We start from the raw sequence: 18,637 nt of genomic DNA, 5'->3' as shown, positions 1-18,637 counted from the left end.
GGATGGGCGAGGGGCTCACGTTCTACGCGTTTTCGTCGGGCACGAACACATAGCCCACGCCCCAGACGGTCTGGATATAGCGCGGCTGGGCCGGGTCTGCCTCCAGCATCTTGCGCAGGCGCGAGATCTGCACATCCAGGCTGCGGTCAAAGGGCTCGAACTCGCGGCCGCGGGCGAGCTGGGCCAGCTTGTCGCGCGACAGCGGCTGGCGCGGGTGGCGCACCAGGGTCTTGAGCATCGAGAACTCGCCGGTTGTCAGCGGCAGTTGCTCGCCATTCTTGGTCAGGCGGCGCAGGGCCAGGTCGAACTCGAAAGGCCCGAAGGTCACCGTCATCGGCTCCTTGCTCGGCGCACCCGGGGCCTCCGGCGGGGGGCGGCGACGCAGCACCGCGTTGATGCGGGCCAGCAGTTCGCGCGGGTTGAAGGGCTTGGCCAGGTAGTCGTCGGCGCCCACTTCCAGGCCGACGATGCGGTCCACGTCCTCGACCTTGGCCGTCAGCATGATGATGGGCGTCTGGTCGTTGGCGGCACGCAGGCGGCGGCAGATGGTCAGGCCGTCTTCGCCGGGCAGCATCAGGTCCAGCACGATGAGGTCCACCGTCTCGCGGGTGAGCTGTTTGTTCAGCGCCCGGCTGTCTTCGGCGAGCAGTACTTCGAAGCCTTCTTGTGTCAGATAGCGCCGGAGCAGATCGCGGATGCGGGCGTCGTCATCGACGACAAGGATACGGTTGGGACGGGGTGTCGCGCTGCTGTTCATCGCGTTTCCTGAATTTGTAACAGCGGCATTGTGAGCAGGTTTTGAAACCCTGCTTTGTAGGACATCACGCACAGGTTACAGCTCGTTGCCAACTACCCCGGCTAAGCTGGGCTTTCCCTCCTTGCAAAGAGAGTTCTCCATGCGCGCAGTCCTCGTCCTCTCAAGCCTTGCACTGACCCTGTCTGCCCATGCAGCCACGGAAGGGCCGCCGCGCGAGCGGCTGAGCCTGTCGGCCAGCGCCAGCGCCGAGGTGACGCGTGATGTGCTGGGCATTGCCTTCTCGACGACGCGCGAAGGTGCCGACGCCGCGGGCGTGCAAGCGGCGTTGAAGCAGGCCCTGGACGCCGCCCTGGCCGAAGCGCGCAAGGTGGCCAAGCCAGGTCAGGTCGATGTGCAGACGGGCAGTTTTTCGCTCTATCCGCGCCACGACCCCAAGACCGGCAAGCTCAGCGGCTGGCAGGGCAGCGCCGAGCTGCTGGTCGAGGGGCGGGATGCGGCAGCCATCGCTCAGCTGACGGGGCGCATCAACACGCTGAGCATCGCCCGCGTCGGCTACAGCCTGTCGCGCGAGGCTCGCGAGAAGGCGGAGGCCGACATCACGGCCCAGGCGATTGCGCGCTACCGGGCCAGGGCGGCGGACTACGCCAGGCAGTTCGGCTACGGCAGCTACGTCGTCGGTGAGGTCAGCATCAACAGTGACGAAGCCGGACCGCGCCCGATGATGGGCGTGATGCGCATGAAGGCCGAAGCCGCCGACATGGCGCTGCCGACCGAAGCCGGCAAGGCGACCGTGACGGTGAATGTCAGCGGTTCAGTGCAACTGACGAAATGATCAAACTGCGGTCCAGCCGCCGTCCATGGCCCAGGCCTGGCCGCGCACATTGATGGCGGCGTCCGAGCACAGGAAGACGGTCAGGGCGCCGAGTTCGTCTGGCGTCGTGAACTGCAGCGACGGCTGCTTCTCGGCCAGCAGGCGGCGCTTGGCCTCGTCGTTGCTCACGCCGTCCTTTGCGGCCAGCGCGTCGACCTGCTTCTGCACCAGCGGCGTCAGCACCCAGCCGGGGCAGATGGCGTTGACGGTCACCGGCGATGTCGCCGTCTCCAGCGCGATGCTCTTGGTGAAGCCGACCAGGCCATGCTTGGCGGCCACATAGGCCGATTTCTGCGCCGACGCCACCAGGCCGTGGGCCGAGGCCATATTGATGATGCGGCCCCAGTTCTTCTTCAGCATGCCGGGCAGCGCCAGGCGCGTCGTGTGGAAGGCGGAGGTGAGGTTGATCGCGATGATGGCGTCCCACTTCTCTACGGGGAAGTCCTGCACCGGCGCGACATGCTGGATGCCGGCGTTGTTGACGAGGATGTCGATGCCGCCGAACTCGGCGTCGGCATAGGCCACCATGGCCGCGATGTCGGCCGGCTTGCTCATGTCGGCGCCGTGATAGCCCACCTTGACGCCCAGCGCCGCGACCTCGGCCTTGGGGCCTTCTACGTCGCCGAAGCCGTTCAGGATCAGGTTGGCGCCCTGGCGCGCGAGCGCGAGGGCCACGCCCAGGCCGATGCCGCTGGTGGAGCCCGTGACGAGGGCGGTCTTGCCTTTCAACATGGAGGGTCCTTCTTGGTTGCTAGGATGACTCAAAGGATTGCATCATGACCCAGCCCCAACTGCGCTTCGTCAATTGCCTGGACAGCACCGGCCTGCACCGGATGGCTTATTGGGAGTGGGCCGGCCCGAGCGCCGACGCACCGGTACTGGTCTGCGTGCATGGCCTGTCACGGCAGGGGCGGGACTTCGACGCCCTGGCTCGCGCCGTGAGCGACCGCTATCGCGTCATCTGCCCCGATGTCGTCGGCCGCGGCCGCTCCGACTGGTTGCGCCAGCCCGCTGGCTATCAGATTCCGGGTTATGTTTCCGACATGGTGGCGCTGCTGGCGCGGCTGGATGTCGAGCAGGTCGACTGGGTCGGTACCTCCATGGGTGGCTTGATCGGCCTGGGCCTGGCTTCGCTGCCGCGGCCCGACGGGTTGGCGAGCCCGATCCGCCGCCTGGTGCTCAATGACGTCGGCCCGGCCATCCGCATCGAGGCCCTGCAGCGCATCGGCAGCTATCTCGGCAAGGCGATGCGTTTCAAATCGCTGGAAGAGGGCGCGGCCTATCTGCGCAGCATCTCCGAGGGCTTCGGCCCGCACACCGACGAGGAATGGCTGGCCCTGTCCGAGCCACTGTTCCGCCAGGAGGGTGGCGAGTGGAAATCGCATTACGACCCGGCCATCGCGCTGTCCTTCACGGCCGTGACGCCCGAGCTGGTGGCCGCGGGCGAGGCTGCACTCTGGGCGGCCTATGACCAGCTGAGCTGCCCGACGCTCTTGATCCGCGGCGCGGAGTCCGACCTGCTCAGTGCCGAGACGGCGCGCGCCATGACGCAACGCGGCCCGAGCGCTCGCCTGGTCGAGTTGCCCGGCATCGGCCATGCGCCCACGTTGATTCATGCCAACCAGATTGCCGTCGTGAGGGATTTCCTCAGTTCATGAAGACCGGCTTGATGCCCGAGGGCGCCGCGACGGCGCCCATCGTCGCGCTGCTGGACGCAGGCGCCGAACATTCCAATGCCGAGGTCGTTCGTGCCCGCGCCGTTGCCGAGCCGCTGCTGGCCGGCGAGTTGCTGGACACCGGCGAGAACGCGCTGTCTCACGCCGACGGCGTGGCGGCCATCCTGCGCGCCGTGGGCAGCGCACAGGAGCTGCAGGCTGCGGCCTATCTGGTCTATGCGGCTGACTTCCTCAGCAAGCCGGAGGAGGTCGTCGCCAAGGCCTTCGGCGACAGCTATGCCAGCCTCGTCACGCACACGCGCCGCCTCGTGCAGCTGCAGCGCACCACGCGCGACGCCAGGTTGCCGGCCGACAGGAAGCACGACCTGCGCGCCGAACAGACCGAGCGCGTGCGCAAGATGCTGCTGGCCTTCTCGCGCGACCTGCGCGTCGTGCTGTTGCGCCTGGCCTCACGGCTGCAGACGCTGCGTTGGTACGCCGCCAGCAAGCAGCCTTGCCCGCAGGACCTGGCGGCCGAGTCCCAGGCGGTGTTCGCGCCGCTGGCCAATCGCCTGGGCATCTGGCAGATCAAGTGGGAGCTGGAGGACCTGGCATTCCGCTTCCTGCAGCCGCAGGCCTACAAAGCCCTGGCCGGCGCCCTGCATGAGACCCGCGTCGAACGCGAGCAGCGTGTTGAGGCCGCGCGCGCGGCTCTGCAGGCCGACCTCTATGGTCAGGGCATTGCCGCCGAGGTGCAGGGCCGCCCCAAGCACCTCTACAGCATCCACAAGAAGATGCAGGGCAAGGATCTGTCGCTGGACCGCGTCTTCGACCTGCGTGCGCTGCGCGTCGTCGTCGCCAGCGTGGCCGATTGCTATGCCGCGCTGGCCCGGCTGCATGAGGTCTATACGCCGGTGCCCGGCGAGTTCGATGACTACATCGCCAAACCCAAGCCCAACGGCTACCAGTCCCTGCACACCGTCGTGCTCGGGCCCGACGGCCGGGCGATGGAGGTGCAGATCCGCACGCGCGATATGCATGAGCACGCCGAACACGGCGTTGCCGCCCACTGGGCCTACAAGGAGGCCGGTGCGCGCGGCTATGCCGGTGTCAGTGCGGCTGGCGAGTTTGAGGAGCAGGTGGCTCGAGCCCGCAAGGCCGTGCTCAACCAGCTGCTGGCCTGGGAGCGCGACACCGTGCAGGGCGCCGAGGGCGGCCCGGTGTTCGACGACCGCATCTATGTCTTCACGCCGCAGGCCACCATCGTCGAGCTGGCGGCGGGTGCGACGCCGGTGGACTTTGCCTATGCGGTGCACACCGACCTCGGCCACCGCTGCCGCGGCGCACGCATCGACGGCCAGATGCTGCCGTTGAACACGCCGCTGCAAAGCGGGCAGACTGTCGAGATCATCGCGACCAAGGAAGGCGGCCCGTCGCTGGACTGGCTCAACCCCGAGCTCGGCTATCTACAGAGCCCACGCTCGCGCGCCAAGGTGCGTGCCTGGTTCAATGCGCTGCAACAGGCGCAGACGATTGCCAAAGGTCGCGACCTGGTCGAGAAGCTGCTGCAGCGCGAAGGCAAGACGGCGCTCAAGCTCGACGAGCTGGCTGCGCGCCTGGGCTTCAAGGGTGCGGATGCGCTGTTCGAGGTCGTTGGCAAGGACGAATACTCGCTGCGCAACATCGAGTTGCTGCTGCGCCCGCCCGAGCCGGCGGTGGATGAGAACGAACTGCTCGCGCAGCGGCACACGCGCAGCGCCAGCAGCAACCGTGGCGGCGTGCTCGTGGTGGGCATCGACTCGCTGCTGACGACGCTGTCGCGCTGCTGCCGGCCCGCGCCGCCCGACGCCATTTCCGGCTTCGTCACGCGCGGCAAGGGCGTGGCCATCCACCGCAGCGATTGCAGCAACCTCGCCGAGATGAAGCGTCGCTCGCCCGAGCGCGTCATCGCGGTGGAGTGGGGCGGTGGTGAAACGGTGGGCAAGGGTGCGCCCGTCTATCCCGTGGACGTGCTCGTCGAGGCCGGTGACCGCCAGGGCCTGCTGCGCGACGTGCTGGAGATCTTCGCCAAGGAGAAGATGAATGTCGTCGCGGTGAACACGCAGTCGATGAAGCCCGGCGCCGTCAAACCCCGCGCGGGCGGCGGCGACACGGCCTGGATGAGCTTCACGCTGGAACTGTCTGATGCATCCAGGTTGGCCAAGGTGCTGCGCGACCTCTGCGCCATCTCTGGCGTGCGCTCGGCACGCCGCAAGTGAGCCTGGACGAGGACCTGAAAAACCTGCTATAGTGCGCAGCTCTTCAGGCGCGTAGCTCAGTTGGTTAGAGCACCACCTTGACATGGTGGGGGTCGTTGGTTCGAATCCAATCGCGCCTACCAAATATGAAGACTGACCCAGTGGGGTCAGTCCGACGGTAGGTTAAGAATGCCTCAGATCTTCACGGATCTGAGGCATTTTTGCTTTTGAAGTCAACGATTTACCAGTGTCGTGGTGCTTGAGCCAAGCTGTGACGCAGCAGTGCTGAGCCGCGACCACGTCAAATTCCTTCCGAGCCACGCCCTTCAGCATGGCGTCGAGCTGAGGCCGATCCTTGCGACCCTTGGCGCCGCTGTACCTGTCGATACAGGCACGCCGCGGTCGACGTCTGCAGTTTTCCGGCAGTTCGTGATGGATTCTTGTGCGCGCCAGCCCGTGGCGGGAGGATGGCTGACACGCGTTGGCATGCCGGTCCGAAAATTGGTCATGCAGTGGTTGCCGCTGTAGTGGGGTCGGTGTGGCAGTTCTTTGGAATGGGTACTCCGGAACAGGCGGGCCTCGGCGGCGCACGGGTCCGGCGCGGCTGCGAGTGCGAGCGCTGTGGATGGCGGTGTTTGCTTGGCAAGGACTGGCTTTCGCGCTCACCCCGAGCGTGAGTGCCTTTGACCAGCAAGTACAGGACGTCCAGACATTCGCGCCCCGCACCGAGTTCCTTGCCTTCCTGGAGCGCAGCCGTTCGCAGGCCAACGCCAGCGGCGATCCTCTGCTGGAGGTGGCGGCCCTGCTGGAGCAGGGTAGGCAGTTGCGGCATTCGGACGGGGGGCGCGCCAGCGAACTGCTCGATCGGGCGGCCGGCCTTCTGCGGCAACACCGCGACCCGGTGCTCGAGTTCCGCCATCGCCTGCTGCGCATCGGCCAGCTCAAAGCCCGGCAGGAGCTGGACAAGGCCGTACTGGAAGGCATGCGCCTGCTCGCCGAGGCGCGGGCCCGCGGCGACTGGCATGACGAGCTCCGGGTGCTGCTGGTGCTGCAGGAGGACTGGAAGCAGTTCCACGCTCTCGGCCGCTACACGCAGGAGGCCAGGCAACTGGCCATCCGGCATCCCGCCGACAAGGTCACTTGGTGGGCCCGTGACGAATGGGCGGACCGGCTCCGCTCGGCCGGCAAGCTGGACGAAGCGGAGCGGGAGCTGCTGGCCGTGCTGCAGGAGCAGGAGGCGGTGGACGACGGCGTGGAGCAGCTCAGGACGCTGGTGCTGCTGAACGATATGTACCGGGCAACCGGCGAGTGGCACAAACTACGCCCGCTGGGACCACGGGCGCAGGAGATCGCCCGCAAGTTGGGGCGCACGCCCTACATGCTGGTGAACTTCCTGTGCAACCAGTCGGACGCCTTGCTGAAGGCCGGGCTGCCGGCGGCGGCGCTGGAGATGGCCGACGCCGCGATCGTCGCGGCCCGGGGCGACGCTGACACGACGCGCGTCGCCAGATTCAACCGGGGCAAGGCACTCAACCGTCTGAGCAGGCACGCTGAGGGCCTGGCCATCTTGGAGGCCGAAGCCCAGGGCAGCGATCGTTGGGAAATGCTGGACGAGGTGGCCGAGGAGTACGCCTTCGCGCGCCGCCACGACGAGGCCTATGGCGCGCTTGTGGAGCACCTGCAGGGCCTGCGCAAGAGGCTGGACGAATCGCACAGGGCCGGGCTGACGCTGGACCAGGCCCTGGTGGATGCCGAGCGTGAGCGCACCCAGCGCCAGGCCAGCGAGCGTCAGACGCAGCGGACCGTCGTTGCGGCCGTGATCCTGGCCGCGCTCGCCTGCAGCGCTGCGGCGCTGCTGGTGGTGAGGGCGACACGCCGGCATGCGAGAACCCTGGCAGCCGTGAACCGCCAGCTCCAGGACATGGCGGTCACCGATCCGCTGACGGGCCTGCGCAACCGCCGGCACTTCATGGCTCAGGTGGATTCGCACGTGGCTGCCGCGGACCGCTCCCATGCGGGCCGCGGGACGGTCGCGGCCGAGCCGGTGGACCTGCTCTTCTACCTGATTGACCTCGACCATTTCAAGCGTGTCAACGACAGCTTCGGCCACCCTGCCGGGGACGCCGTGCTGCGGCAGGCGGCGGAGCGCCTAAAGGGTGTGTTGCGAGGGGAGGACGAGCTCATCCGCTGGGGCGGCGAAGAGTTCCTGCTCATGACGCGGGGAACGCCCCGCGGGCATGCGGCGCAGCTGGCCGAAAGGCTGCGCAAAGCCATTGACGGGAGCCCGGTCGAGCTGCCGGACGGGCAACCTCTGAAGATCTCATGCAGTATCGGCTTCGCCCCATATCCTCTCGTCCCCGGCGCGCAGCACGGCGGCTCCTGGGAACGATCGGTAGAGCTCGCCGACGAGGCGCTCTACCAAGCCAAGGCTCGTGGACGCAACGGCTGGTTCGGCGTCGGGGCGCCGTCCGCGGCTGGCGCAGGCGCCCAGCCCACTGAAGGCAGCCTGCAGGAAGCGATTGCCTGCGGCTCACTGGCGCCGCTGCACAGTTGACGCTCGCGGGGCGCCAGCGCTGGATAGGTGATCCGCATGGCCATCCTGCTTCCCCAGCTCAGAAACGTGCGAAAAATGGGGTGTGGTTTAGGAAGCGGGCCGGGACGTAAAAGGGAAATTTCTCCCGTGAAATCAATGTCCTAGCATGTCCCGTAAAGCCCCATTTCCTCACCTTGCCATGGTGGGTTGGTTCGAATCCAATCGCGCCTATCAAATTTTTGAAGATTGGAAGCCCCCGAATCGAAAGGTTCGGGGGCTTTTCTTTGCCCACGCGCTGCCACGCCTGCGCCCAATTGCGGCGTTTGGTGAGTTTCCGTGGCGGACAGCTCGGTTCACCAGCCCCAGGTAAACCCGTTCGGAACGGCGGTCAGGCTCTGCCTAGAATTTGCTGCACTGCACAGGAGACCCACGCATGGCGACTGCCCGCAAGAAAGCGGCATCCGAGCAAGCCCAGTCCGGCGACACCAAGCCCGGGCTGCGCATCCTCAAGAAATACCCCAACCGGCGGCTCTATGACACACAGACCAGCAGCTACATCACGCTGGCCGACGTCAAGCGCATGGTGCTGGAAGGTGTCGAGTTCGAGGTGCATGACGCCAAGAGCCAGGAAGACCTGACGCGTTCCATCCTGCTGCAGATCATCCTGGAGGAGGAGACTGGCGGCGTGCCGATGTTCTCGACCAGCTCGCTGGCCCAGATCATTCGCTTCTACGGCCATGCCATGCAGGGCGTCATGGGCGGCCTGCTGGAGCGGCAGATGCAGGCCTTCACCGACCTGCAGTCGCGCTTCACGGAGCAGACGCCCGGCGGCATGCCCTTCACCCCCGAGGCCTGGACGGGCCTGATGGGCGGCTATGCCGAGCAGTCCAAGACGCTGATGAACCAGTGGCAGGAGCAGCTCAAGCAGGCGGGAGTGATGTTCCCGTTCACGCCCAAGAAATAGGCTGTCGGCCGCAGTGGCGGCTCGCTCGGCCACGTAACGCGCGTGAGGGCAGGTAAGCGTGCCTTGACCAGGCGGGTGCCGCCCGCAACTGTGCTGTTCCTATGTCGAGGAGCGAGCATGATTGAGAAAGAGCACCAGCGGCGCATCTACGTTCCGCAGGGTCACCAGCTGAGGGCGACGGGTGCCGAATCGGTCCAGCGTGATGGCGTGGAGACCCGCATCTCCTATTTCGAGGTGGTCGATCCTGAGGGGGTACGGGTCGGCAGCTATGTCGTTCGCGAGGCGCAGTCCATCAATCCCCCATTTGCAGCATCCGTCACGGTGGAAACTGTCGAATAGCGGCCTGCCTTTCCAGTGAAGTTCGGTCGTTTCGGACAGCTGCATGGCCGCTGGAAAGCCGCCGGTTCGTCACATCGCCGAAAATAGGGCGATGAATGAACAGATCACCCCCGCCGCCATTCCGAAGATTGGCTTCGTCAGCCTCGGCTGCCCGAAGGCTTTGACCGATTCCGAGCTCATCCTCACCCAGCTGCGCGCCGAGGGCTACGAAACCTCCAAGACCTTTGCCGGCGCCGACCTTGTGATCGTCAACACCTGCGGCTTCATCGACGACGCCGTCAAGGAAAGCCTGGACACCATCGGCGAGGCCCTGGCCAAGAACGGCAAGGTCATCGTGACCGGTTGCCTGGGCGCCAAGGCCGGCGCCGGCAGCAGCGATGCCGGCAGCCTGGTGCGCGAGATCCACCCCAGCGTGCTGGCCGTCACCGGCCCGCATGCGACCCAGGAGGTCATGGACGCGGTGCACACCCATGTGCCCAAGCCCCACGACCCCTTCGTCGACCTGGTGCCCAGCTACGGCGTCAAGCTGACGCCCAAGCATTACGCGTATCTCAAGATCAGCGAAGGCTGCAACCACCGCTGTTCCTTCTGCATCATCCCCAGCATGCGCGGCGACCTGGTGTCGCGCCCCATCGGCGACGTGCTGAACGAGGCCCGCGCGCTGTTCGAGAGCGGCGTCAAGGAGCTGCTCGTCATCAGCCAGGACACGTCGGCCTATGGCGTGGACGTGAAGTACCGCATGGGCTTCTGGGACGGCAAGCCGGTCAAGACTCGCATGCTGGATCTCGTCGCCCAGCTCGGCGAGATCGCCAAGCCCTATGGCGCCTGGGTGCGCCTGCATTACGTCTACCCGTATCCGCACGTGGATGAGGTGCTGCCGATGATGGCCGAAGGCCTGGTGCTGCCATATCTGGATGTGCCCTTCCAGCATTCCCACCCCGACGTGCTCAAGCGCATGAAGCGCCCGGCCAACGGCGAGAAGAACATGGAGCGCATCCTGCGCTGGCGCGAGAGCTGCCCCGAGCTGGTCATCCGCTCGACCTTCATCGCCGGCTTCCCCGGCGAGACCGAGGCCGAGTTCCAGCATCTGCTGGACTTCATGCAGGAAGCCAGGATCGACCGCGCGGGCTGCTTTGCCTATTCGCCGGTCGAGGGCGCCAGCGCCAACGAGATCCCCGGTGCGCTGCCCAAAGAGGTGCGTGAGGAGCGTCGTGCGCGCTTCATGGCCGTGGCCGAACAGGTCTCGGCCGCCAAGCTGCAAAGCCGTGTCGGCCAGACGCTGCAGGTGCTCGTCGACTCCGCGCCGGCTCTGGGCCGCAAGGGCGGGGTGGGACGCTCCTACGCCGACGCGCCCGAGATCGACGGCACCGTGAAGATCCTGCCGCCCGAGAAGGCCAGCAAGACGATGAAGGTGGGCGACTTCGTGCGCGCCCGCGTCGTGGCAGCGGATGGGCACGACCTGGTGGCGAGCCTGGTCTGATGAGCAAGAAGGCCCCCAGCACTCAGCTTATTCACCACCCTTACCGCGCCCCCGAAGGCTGGGATGCGGTGCCCGTGCCGGTGGCCAAGGCGTCGACGGTGCTGTTCAAGAATACGGCCGATCTGCACAAGCCTAAGCCGCGTGACGGGCTGACCTACCGCTACGGCCTACATGGCACGCCCACCAGCTACACGCTGGCCGCACGCATCGCGACGCTGGAGCATGCCGAGCATTGCCTGCTGGTGCCCAGCGGCCTGGCAGCGGTGACGCTGCCGTCGCTGGCCGTGCTGCGGCCCGGTGACGAGGTGCTCGTGCCGGACAACGTCTATGGCCAGAACCGCTACCTGACCGAGTCGTGGCTGCCGCAATGGGGCGTCACGCACCGCTTCTACGACCCGCTGACGGTGCCCAAGCTGCGTGACAACACCAAGCTGGTCTGGCTGGAGGCGGCGGGGTCGATCACACTGGAGTTCCCTGATCTGCTCGGGACGCTTGCCGCCTGCCGTGCGCGCGGCATCACCACGGCGCTGGACAACACCTGGGGCGCCGGCCTGGCCTTCAACGGTTTCGAGCCTGCACCCCAGACCCACCCGGGCCTTGGTGCCGACATCGTCATGCAGGCGCTGACCAAATATGCCAGTGGCGGTGCCGACGTGCTGATGGGGTCGGTCTGCACGCGCGACCGCAAGCTGCACGACCGGCTCAACCACGCCCACGAGCATCTGGGCTATGGCCTGGGGCAGAACGACGTGGAGCTGGTGCTGCGTGGCCTGCCGACGATGCCGCTGCGCTATGCGGCCCAGGACCGAATGACACGCGAGCTCGCGAGCTGGATGGCCGGTCGGCCCGAAGTGGCGCAGGTTTTCCATCCCGCGCTGCGGGGCTCGCCTGGGCATGAGAACTGGCTGGCGGTTGGTGGAGCGGGCGCAGCCTGCTTGTTCTCTGCCGTCTTCAGGCCGGAATACAGCGCTGCACAAGTCGATGCCTTCGTCGACGCGCTGCAGCTCTTCGGCATTGGCTATTCCTGGGCCGGCCCGATGAGCCTGGCCGTGCCCTACGACATGAGCCGCAGCCGCGACCTGCCGCTGCCTTTTAACGGCGGCACGTTGGTTCGCTTCGCGATTGGCTTGGAAGAGGGCGCCGACCTGAAGGCCGACATCGAACAGGCGCTGTCAGCTCTTGTTTGAGACCTTGTGCCTCATCAATTGCCCCTTTTGGCGAAAGGTCCAATGAGCCGCTGGGGCGCCTCGTCAGGCCTTGCGGCCTGTTGATGCGTGCCGCATCAACTGTCCCTTTTGGCGAAAGGTCCAATGAGCCGCTGCGCGTCTCAGGCCTTGCGGCCTGTTGATGCGTGCCGCATCAACTGTCCCTTTTGGCGAAAGGTCCAATGAGCCGCTACGCGACTCATCAGTCCTTACGGCCTGTTGATGCGTGTCGCATCAATTGGCCCTTTTCTCTCTCCCAGTCCCGCTTCTTCTCCGTCTCGCGCTTGTCATGCTGGGCCTTGCCCTTGGCCAGCGCAATGTCGGCCTTCACGCGGCCGCCCTTGTAATGCAGGTTCAGCGGCACGAGGGTGAAGCCGCGCTGCTCGATCTTGCCGACCAGCCGCTTGATCTCGGCCTTGTGCATCAACAGCTTCTTGGTGCGGTCGGCTTCGGGCGTGACGTGGGTTGACGCGCTGCGCAGCGCATTGATGCGGCAGCCGATCAGGAACAGCTCGCCGTTCTTGATCATCACGTAGCCATCGGTCAGCTGGACCTGGCCGGCGCGGATGGCCTTGATCTCCCAGCCGGAGAGAACGACGCCCGCCTCGAACTGTTCTTCGATGTGGTAGTCGTAACGGGCGCGGCGGTTCTCGGCGATGGACATGGGGTCGCAAATGGGGGCGAAGCCCCTCAATACAATTTGTGGATTCTATGAAGCAGGTCAAAAAGTCCGTTCTGCTCTGGTACACACCCCGCGAGATGTACGAGCTGGTCACCGCGGTGGAGCGCTATCCCGAGTTCCTGCCCTGGTGCAACAAGGTCGAGGTGCTGGGCTGTGAGGCCGACACCGTCACGGCCCGCCTGCACCTGGCGTACGCTGGCGTGCGCCACGCCTTCACCACGCGCAACCACAACGAGGACGGCCGCAGGGTGCGCATGGAGCTGGTCGACGGCCCCTTCTCGCATCTGGACGGGCTGTGGCAGTTCCAGCCCTTGAACAAGCCCGGCACGGATGCCGAAGCCACGGCCTGCAAGATCGCCTTCGAGCTCAGCTATGCCTTCAGCAGCGGCGCGCTGGAGGCTGTCGTCAGCCCGGTGTTCGACCGCATCGCCAACACCTTCGTCGACAGCTTCGTGCAGCGTGCCGAGAGTCAATATGGTCCGCGTTGAGCTGGTGTGGAGCCCGCGGGCGGGTGATGTTCAGCACCGCTGGCTGGAGGTGGAGGAGGGCGCCACCGTCGACACCGCCTTGCGCGCTTGCGTCGATTTCATGGCCGCCCAGAGCCAGCCTCTGGATCAATTGCACGTCGGCATCTGGGGCCGTGCGCGGCCGCTGACGACGCCGCTGCGCGAGCGTGATCGCATCGAGGTCTACCGCGCGCTGACCGTCGACCCCAAGGAAGCGCGGCGTCTGCGCTACGCCAAGCGTGGCGAGCGCATCGTGTCGCGACATCGGCCCAAACACGCGGGCTGAGCCGACGGCTGGACGCGTTGGCTCAGCGGGTCACTTGCACTCGCTGGTGATGGTGTCGCGCGCGCGGCTGACCTCGGCGGAGATCTGGGCCTCGTCCATGAAGACGCGCTCGCCCTTCTCGTTGGTGCGGGTCAGGCGCGTGCCGCTCTGCAAATCGCGCAGATTGGCCTGGGCACGGGTGCAGTTCTCGCGGCGCTGCGCGGCGACGCGGCGTTCCTCTTCCTTCTGCTTGGCGGTCTCGCCATCCTGGTCCTTCTTCTGGCGTGCAGCGGCCTCCTGCTCGGCCTTGGTCGGCGCGCTGGCGGCCGGCTTGGGCGCGGAAGCAGCACTGGCCTGGGCGCTGGGCGGCGCGACGATGATGGTCGGCCGGGCCGTTGCGGGGCGCAGCAGGATGTCCTTTTCGGGCGTGCCGGGCGGTGGCGGCATGTCGCTGTACTGCACATTGCCCTTGGCATCGCGCCACTTCCATTGCGCCTGAGCGGCGCCGGCTGCGGCGAGGCAGAGCAGGACGAGAAGAGCTTGGCGAAAGGCTTTGCGAGGCATGCGGCCAGTTTAGGGCCTGTTGGCGCAGAGGCAACGGCCCCTGCGTGACCCTCCGTATAATGCCGCTTTGCGTCTGGAGCTTTCCTCATGCGCCTTCTCGGCAAAGCGCTCACCTTCGACGATGTTCTGTTGGTGCCAGCGTTCTCCCAGGTGTTGCCCCGTGACACCAGCCTTGCGACCCGCCTGTCGCGCAACATTCCCCTGAACCTGCCGCTGGTGTCCGCCGCCATGGACACCGTGACCGAAGCTCGCCTGGCGATCGCGATCGCGCAGGAGGGGGGCATCGGCATCGTGCACAAGAACCTCAGCGCCGAAGCCCAGGCGCGCGAAGTCGCCCGGGTCAAGCGCTATGAGAGTGGCGTCGTTCGCGAGCCTCTCACCATCGGCCCGAACGCCACGGTCCGCGAGGCGATGGAGCTGACCCGCCAGCACGGCTTCTCGGGTTTCCCGGTCGTCGAGGGCAAGCGCGTCATCGGCATCGTCACCGGCCGCGACCTGCGCTTCGAGACCCGCATGGACGCCCGCGTCAGCGAGATCATGACGCCGGCCGAGAAGCTCATCACCGTCAAGGACGGCGCGTCCACCGACGAGGCCAAGGCGCTGATGCACAAGCACAAGCTGGAGCGCGTCGTTGTCGTCAACGACGCCTTCGAGCTGCGCGGCCTGATGACCACCAAGGACATCACCAAGCAGACCAGCTTTCCCAACGCCGCGCGCGATGCCCAGGGCAAGCTGCGCGTCGGCGCGGCAGTCGGCTTCGGCGACGACACCGAGCAACGCGTCGAACTGCTGGTGCGTGCCGGCGTCGATGCCCTCATCGTCGACACGGCCCACGGCCACAGTGCCGGCGTGCTGGAGCGGGTGCGCTGGGTCAAGAGCAACTATCCGAACGTCGACGTCATCGGCGGCAACATCGCAACCGGCGCCGCAGCGCTGGCGCTGGTGGAAGCCGGCGCCGACGGCGTCAAGGTCGGTATCGGCCCCGGCTCCATCTGCACGACCCGCATCGTTGCGGGTGTCGGCGTGCCGCAGATCACCGCCATCGACAACGTCGTCACGGCGCTCAAGGGCACCGGCGTGCCCGTCATCGCCGACGGCGGCGTGCGCTACTCCGGCGACCTGGCCAAGGCCATCGCTGCGGGCGCCGACTGCGTGATGATGGGCGGTGCCTTCGCCGGCACCGAGGAGGCGCCCGGCGAGGTCATCCTCTACCAGGGCCGCACCTTCAAGAGCTACCGCGGCATGGGCTCGATGGGCGCGATGGCCAAGGGCAGTGCGGATCGCTACTTCCAGGACACCTCGGCCAACAACCCGAACACGTCCAAGCTCGTGCCGGAAGGCATCGAAGGCCAGGTACCCTACAAGGGCTCGGTCGTGCAGGTCATCTTCCAGATGGCCGGTGGCCTGAAGGCGTCGATGCACTACTGCGGCTGCGGCTCCATCGCTGACATGCAGGACAAGGCCGAGTTCGTCGAGATCACGACGGCGGGCATGCGCGAGAGCCATGTCCACGACGTGCAGATCACGAAGGAAGCACCGAACTACCGCAGCGAGTGACTGTGGCCCCCGGTTTGACCGTTGACGGTCAAACCGCCCCCCGCGGGGGCGCAAATCGTTCTAGGGGCGGCCCGTCGAACGCTTTGCTGCTGCCGACCGAGACAACGGGGCGAACGAGAGTCGCCCCGTTGCGCTTTTCAGGAAGACGATGAGTTCCTCCACGCAACGCACCCCGGCCATGGGTTTCATCATGGCCGCGGTGCTGATCGACATGATCTCCATCGGGCTGATGGTGCCGGTGCTGCCGCATATCGTCGGCACCTTCACCCACAGCAACGACGAGCAGACCTCGGCCTTCCTGATGGTGACCATGGCCTTCGGCGTGGCCAACTTCATCGGCTCACCCGTGCTTGGCTCGCTGTCGGACCGCTTCGGCCGCCGGCCGGTGCTGCTGATCGGCTTTGCGGGCCTGGCGCTGAGCTTTTTCGTGACCGCCGTGGCCACGGCGCTGTGGATGCTCGTTGCCGTGCGCCTGTTCTCGGGCGCCATGCAGGCCAATATCGCCATCGCCAATGCCTATGTGGCCGACATCACGCCGGCCGAAGACCGAGCGCGCCGCTTCGGCCAGCTGGGCGCGATGTTCGGCGTCGGCTTCATCCTCGGCCCGGTCATCGGTGGCTGGCTGGGCCATTACGACGTGCACTGGCCCTTCCTCGCCGCCGGCTGCATGGCCGTGGTGAACTGGTGCTACGGCTTCTTCGTGCTGCCCGAGTCCCTGCCCGTTGACAGGCGCACGGGCTTCAACTGGAAGAAGGCCAACCCGGTGTCATCCCTGCGTGGCCTGGCGGCGCTCAAGGGCGTCGGGTCGCTGGTCGTCGTCATCGCGCTGGCGTCGCTGGCGCAGTTCATGTTGCACATGACTTGGGTGCTCTACACCAAGTTCAAGTTCGGCTGGGGGCCGCTCGAGGTGAGCTGGTCCCTGTTCGCGGTAGGCATCGTGTCGGTGCTGAGCCAGGGCGTGCTGCTCAAGCCGCTGCTGGCGCGCTTCAGCCCGCGGCGGTTGGCACTCATCGGCATGGGCTCTGCATCGCTGGCCTATCTCGGCTTCGGCCTCGCGACCGAGGGCTGGATGATGTACGCCGTCATCGCCTTCAACCTGCTCGGCGGCGTCGCGACCGCGGCGGTGCAGAGCATCATTTCCAATGCGGCTGGGCCGACCCGGCAAGGCCAGGCCATGGGTGCCGTGTCGTCGCTGAACAGCCTGATGGCCGTCATCGCGCCCGTCGTCGGCCTGACCTTGCTGGGCTGGGTGTCACACCGCCCGGCCACCGACCCGCTGATGGGCCTGCCCTTCTACACCTGCGCCGCCCTGCAACTGATCGGCCTGATCGTCGCCTACCGCTTCTTCCACGGCCAGCGCACCGCTTTGCAAACCGCCTGAGTTCACCATGCAACACGACAAAGTCCTCATCCTCGACTTCGGCTCCCAGGTCACCCAGCTCATCGCTCGCCGCGTGCGCGAAGCGGCGGTGTATTGCGAGATCCACCCGAACGACGTGTCCGACGACTTCATCAAGTCGTTCGCGCCCAAGGCCATCATCCTCAGCGGCAGCCACGCCTCCACCTACGAAGACCACGAGCTGCGCGCGCCGCAGGCCGTGTGGGACGCCGGCGTGCCGGTGCTCGGCATCTGCTACGGCATGTTCACGATGACGGTCCAGCTCGGCGGTGAGGTCGAGGCCGCCGATCACCGCGAGTTCGGCTATGCCGAGGTGCGGGCGCACGGCCACACCAAGCTGCTCGATGGCATCCAGGACTTCGAGACGCCCGAGAAGCACGGCATGCTCAAGGTCTGGATGAGCCACGGCGACAAGGTCACCGTGATGCCGCCGGGCTTCAAGCTGATGGCCTCCACGCCCAGCTGCCCCATCGCCGGCATGGCCAATGAGGAGAAGCGCTACTACGCCGTCCAGTTCCACCCCGAGGTCACGCACACCGTGCAGGGCGACGCGCTGCTGCGCCGCTTCGTGCGCGACATCGCCGGCTGCAAGGGCGACTGGCAGATGGGCAGCTACATCGACGAGGCCGTGGCCAAGATCCGCGAGCAGGTCGGCGATGAGGAGGTCATCCTCGGCCTGTCCGGTGGTGTCGACTCGTCGGTGGCCGCCGCGCTGATCCACCGCGCCATCGGCGACCAGCTCACCTGCGTCTTCGTCGATCACGGCCTGCTGCGCCTGAACGAAGGCCAGATGGTCATGGACATGTTCGTCGGCCGCCTGCATGCCAAGGTGATCCGCGTCGACGCGAGCGAAGTCTTCCTCGGCAAGCTGGCCGGCGTGGCCGACCCCGAGAAGAAGCGCAAGATCATCGGCGCCGAGTTCGTCGAGGTCTTCCAGGCCGAGGCCAAGAAGCTGAAGAACGCCAAGTGGCTGGCCCAGGGCACCATCTACCCCGACGTCGTCGAGAGCGGTGGCACCAAGACCAAGAAGGCCACGACGATCAAGAGCCACCACAACGTCGGCGGCCTGCCCGAGACGCTGGGGCTGAAGCTGCTGGAGCCGCTGCGCGAGCTGTTCAAGGATGAGGTGCGCGCCCTGGGCGTGGCCCTGGGCCTGCCGGCCGACATGGTCTACCGCCACCCCTTCCCGGGCCCGGGCCTGGGCGTGCGCATCCTCGGCGAGGTCAAGAAGGATTTCGCCGACCTGCTGCGCCGCGCCGATGCGATCTTCATCGAGGAGCTGCGCAACACCATCGACCCCGCCACGGGCAAGAGCTGGTACGCGCTGACCAGCCAGGCCTTTGCCGTGTTCCTGCCGGTCAAGAGCGTGGGCGTGATGGGCGATGGCCGCACCTATGACTACGTCGTCGCGCTACGCGCTGTGCAGACCAGCGACTTCATGACGGCGGACTGGGCCGAGCTGCCCTACGCGCTGTTGAAAAAGACGAGCGGCCGCATCATCAACGAGGTGCGCGGCATCAACCGCGTGACCTACGACGTCAGCTCCAAGCCGCCCGCGACGATCGAGTGGGAATGATTCAAAGGCCAACGTCACCTGGCGCCACTGCACGGGCGGCGCGGCGG

17 protein-coding genes and 1 tRNA gene are annotated in these 18,637 nt (G+C 66.6%); 14 read left to right on the top strand and 4 right to left on the bottom strand.

Annotation, left to right across the window (positions count from 1 at the left end; all coding sequences use genetic code 11):
* Positions 1-22: 22 nt before the first annotated feature.
* A complete protein-coding gene (gene ompR / locus ACXJLH_RS07435) occupies positions 23-757 on the bottom strand; it encodes an osmolarity response regulator transcription factor OmpR (protein WP_056197934.1) in 735 nt (244 codons plus the stop codon).
* Positions 758-896: 139 nt separating this feature from the next.
* On the opposite strand from ompR, the gene ACXJLH_RS07430 reads away from it, so the two are divergent.
* Entirely contained in the window at positions 897-1,589 is a 693-nt protein-coding gene (locus ACXJLH_RS07430; protein WP_457349832.1) for an SIMPL domain-containing protein, read from the top strand.
* Here ACXJLH_RS07430 and ACXJLH_RS07425 read toward each other — a convergent pair whose 3' ends face one another.
* Positions 1,590-2,360: a 3-hydroxybutyrate dehydrogenase gene (locus ACXJLH_RS07425; RefSeq protein ID WP_056197930.1), complete on the bottom strand. Its 771-nt coding sequence runs from the start codon at positions 2,358-2,360 to the stop codon at positions 1,590-1,592. It lies immediately after the preceding gene.
* A gap of 44 nt (positions 2,361-2,404) precedes the next feature.
* Between ACXJLH_RS07425 and ACXJLH_RS07420 the strand changes: the two genes are divergently transcribed.
* The 8 genes from ACXJLH_RS07420 to ACXJLH_RS07385 all read left to right on the top strand — a co-directional run bounded on the left by ACXJLH_RS07420 (position 2,405) and on the right by ACXJLH_RS07385 (position 12,023).
* Positions 2,405-3,286, top strand: a complete 882-nt coding sequence (locus ACXJLH_RS07420) for an alpha/beta fold hydrolase (RefSeq protein WP_056197928.1) — start codon at positions 2,405-2,407, stop codon at positions 3,284-3,286.
* The gene (locus ACXJLH_RS07415; RefSeq protein ID WP_457443248.1) at positions 3,283-5,541 is read left to right on the top strand and encodes a RelA/SpoT family protein; all 2,259 of its coding nucleotides are present in this window, start codon (positions 3,283-3,285) and stop codon (positions 5,539-5,541) included. Before ACXJLH_RS07420 ends, ACXJLH_RS07415 begins: the two co-directional genes overlap by 4 nt.
* 45 nt (positions 5,542-5,586) lie before the next feature.
* Positions 5,587-5,663: transfer RNA gene (locus ACXJLH_RS07410), tRNA-Val, on the top strand.
* A 482-nt stretch (positions 5,664-6,145) separates the two neighbouring features.
* Entirely contained in the window at positions 6,146-8,074 is a 1,929-nt protein-coding gene (locus ACXJLH_RS07405; protein WP_457443246.1) for a diguanylate cyclase, read from the top strand.
* Positions 8,075-8,486: 412 nt separating this feature from the next.
* Positions 8,487-9,017 carry a polyhydroxyalkanoate synthesis repressor PhaR gene (phaR, locus tag ACXJLH_RS07400; protein WP_457443244.1) on the top strand — a complete coding sequence of 177 codons (531 nt, stop codon included), beginning with the start codon at positions 8,487-8,489 and terminating at the stop codon, positions 9,015-9,017.
* Between the two features lie 117 nt (positions 9,018-9,134).
* Positions 9,135-9,356 (top strand): hypothetical protein, encoded by a 222-nt coding sequence (locus tag ACXJLH_RS07395; RefSeq protein WP_457324190.1) that lies wholly within the window; start codon positions 9,135-9,137, stop codon positions 9,354-9,356.
* Between the two features lie 91 nt (positions 9,357-9,447).
* Positions 9,448-10,836: a 30S ribosomal protein S12 methylthiotransferase RimO gene (rimO, locus tag ACXJLH_RS07390; RefSeq protein ID WP_056199593.1), complete on the top strand. Its 1,389-nt coding sequence runs from the start codon at positions 9,448-9,450 to the stop codon at positions 10,834-10,836.
* A complete protein-coding gene (locus tag ACXJLH_RS07385) occupies positions 10,836-12,023 on the top strand; it encodes a PLP-dependent transferase (protein ID WP_457443242.1) in 1,188 nt (395 codons plus the stop codon). Before rimO ends, ACXJLH_RS07385 begins: the two co-directional genes overlap by 1 nt.
* A 220-nt stretch (positions 12,024-12,243) precedes the next feature.
* Here ACXJLH_RS07385 and smpB read toward each other — a convergent pair whose 3' ends face one another.
* Complete coding sequence (gene smpB, locus ACXJLH_RS07380) at positions 12,244-12,705, bottom strand: SsrA-binding protein SmpB (RefSeq protein WP_457326381.1); 462 nt, start codon at positions 12,703-12,705, stop codon at positions 12,244-12,246.
* Positions 12,706-12,752: 47 nt separating this feature from the next.
* On the opposite strand from smpB, the gene ACXJLH_RS07375 reads away from it, so the two are divergent.
* A complete protein-coding gene (locus ACXJLH_RS07375; protein WP_457443241.1) occupies positions 12,753-13,211 on the top strand; it encodes a type II toxin-antitoxin system RatA family toxin in 459 nt (152 codons plus the stop codon).
* A complete protein-coding gene (locus tag ACXJLH_RS07370; RefSeq protein ID WP_457443239.1) occupies positions 13,198-13,515 on the top strand; it encodes an RnfH family protein in 318 nt (105 codons plus the stop codon). Before ACXJLH_RS07375 ends, ACXJLH_RS07370 begins: the two co-directional genes overlap by 14 nt.
* Positions 13,516-13,545: 30 nt before the next feature.
* Here the strand turns inward: ACXJLH_RS07370 and ACXJLH_RS07365 are convergent, their stop codons facing one another.
* Positions 13,546-14,058 (bottom strand): DUF4124 domain-containing protein, encoded by a 513-nt coding sequence (locus ACXJLH_RS07365; RefSeq protein ID WP_457443237.1) that lies wholly within the window; start codon positions 14,056-14,058, stop codon positions 13,546-13,548.
* An 87-nt stretch (positions 14,059-14,145) separates the two neighbouring features.
* Between ACXJLH_RS07365 and guaB the strand changes: the two genes are divergently transcribed.
* From guaB to guaA, 3 genes are all read left to right on the top strand, one after another.
* Positions 14,146-15,615: an IMP dehydrogenase gene (gene guaB / locus ACXJLH_RS07360; protein WP_457443235.1), complete on the top strand. Its 1,470-nt coding sequence runs from the start codon at positions 14,146-14,148 to the stop codon at positions 15,613-15,615.
* Between the two features lie 148 nt (positions 15,616-15,763).
* Positions 15,764-16,996 (top strand): TCR/Tet family MFS transporter, encoded by a 1,233-nt coding sequence (locus tag ACXJLH_RS07355; protein ID WP_056197908.1) that lies wholly within the window; start codon positions 15,764-15,766, stop codon positions 16,994-16,996.
* A 7-nt stretch (positions 16,997-17,003) separates the two neighbouring features.
* Positions 17,004-18,590, top strand: a complete 1,587-nt coding sequence (gene guaA, locus ACXJLH_RS07350; RefSeq protein WP_457443233.1) for a glutamine-hydrolyzing GMP synthase — start codon at positions 17,004-17,006, stop codon at positions 18,588-18,590.
* Positions 18,591-18,637 lie beyond the last annotated feature (47 nt).

This window comes from Roseateles sp. P5_E4, assembly GCF_054049255.1.
The sequence above is the reverse complement of the archived record's forward strand: the minus strand, read 5'-3'. Positions and strand labels throughout refer to the sequence as shown.

Excerpts from the sequence above, each read along its gene's own strand:
- ompR (WP_056197934.1), bottom strand. The coding sequence starts at position 757 with ATGAACAGCAGCGCGACACCCCGTCCCAACCGTATCCTTGTCGTCGAT.
- ACXJLH_RS07430 (WP_457349832.1), top strand. The coding sequence starts at position 897 with ATGCGCGCAGTCCTCGTCCTCTCAAGCCTTGCACTGACCCTGTCTGCC.
- ACXJLH_RS07425 (WP_056197930.1), bottom strand. The coding sequence starts at position 2,360 with ATGTTGAAAGGCAAGACCGCCCTCGTCACGGGCTCCACCAGCGGCATC.
- ACXJLH_RS07420 (WP_056197928.1), top strand. The coding sequence starts at position 2,405 with ATGACCCAGCCCCAACTGCGCTTCGTCAATTGCCTGGACAGCACCGGC.
- ACXJLH_RS07415 (WP_457443248.1), top strand. The coding sequence starts at position 3,283 with ATGAAGACCGGCTTGATGCCCGAGGGCGCCGCGACGGCGCCCATCGTC.
- ACXJLH_RS07405 (WP_457443246.1), top strand. The coding sequence starts at position 6,146 with ATGGCGGTGTTTGCTTGGCAAGGACTGGCTTTCGCGCTCACCCCGAGC.
- phaR (WP_457443244.1), top strand. The coding sequence starts at position 8,487 with ATGGCGACTGCCCGCAAGAAAGCGGCATCCGAGCAAGCCCAGTCCGGC.
- ACXJLH_RS07395 (WP_457324190.1), top strand. The coding sequence starts at position 9,135 with ATGATTGAGAAAGAGCACCAGCGGCGCATCTACGTTCCGCAGGGTCAC.
- rimO (WP_056199593.1), top strand. The coding sequence starts at position 9,448 with ATGAATGAACAGATCACCCCCGCCGCCATTCCGAAGATTGGCTTCGTC.
- ACXJLH_RS07385 (WP_457443242.1), top strand. The coding sequence starts at position 10,836 with ATGAGCAAGAAGGCCCCCAGCACTCAGCTTATTCACCACCCTTACCGC.
- smpB (WP_457326381.1), bottom strand. The coding sequence starts at position 12,705 with ATGTCCATCGCCGAGAACCGCCGCGCCCGTTACGACTACCACATCGAA.
- ACXJLH_RS07375 (WP_457443241.1), top strand. The coding sequence starts at position 12,753 with ATGAAGCAGGTCAAAAAGTCCGTTCTGCTCTGGTACACACCCCGCGAG.
- ACXJLH_RS07370 (WP_457443239.1), top strand. The coding sequence starts at position 13,198 with ATGGTCCGCGTTGAGCTGGTGTGGAGCCCGCGGGCGGGTGATGTTCAG.
- ACXJLH_RS07365 (WP_457443237.1), bottom strand. The coding sequence starts at position 14,058 with ATGCCTCGCAAAGCCTTTCGCCAAGCTCTTCTCGTCCTGCTCTGCCTC.
- guaB (WP_457443235.1), top strand. The coding sequence starts at position 14,146 with ATGCGCCTTCTCGGCAAAGCGCTCACCTTCGACGATGTTCTGTTGGTG.
- ACXJLH_RS07355 (WP_056197908.1), top strand. The coding sequence starts at position 15,764 with ATGAGTTCCTCCACGCAACGCACCCCGGCCATGGGTTTCATCATGGCC.
- guaA (WP_457443233.1), top strand. The coding sequence starts at position 17,004 with ATGCAACACGACAAAGTCCTCATCCTCGACTTCGGCTCCCAGGTCACC.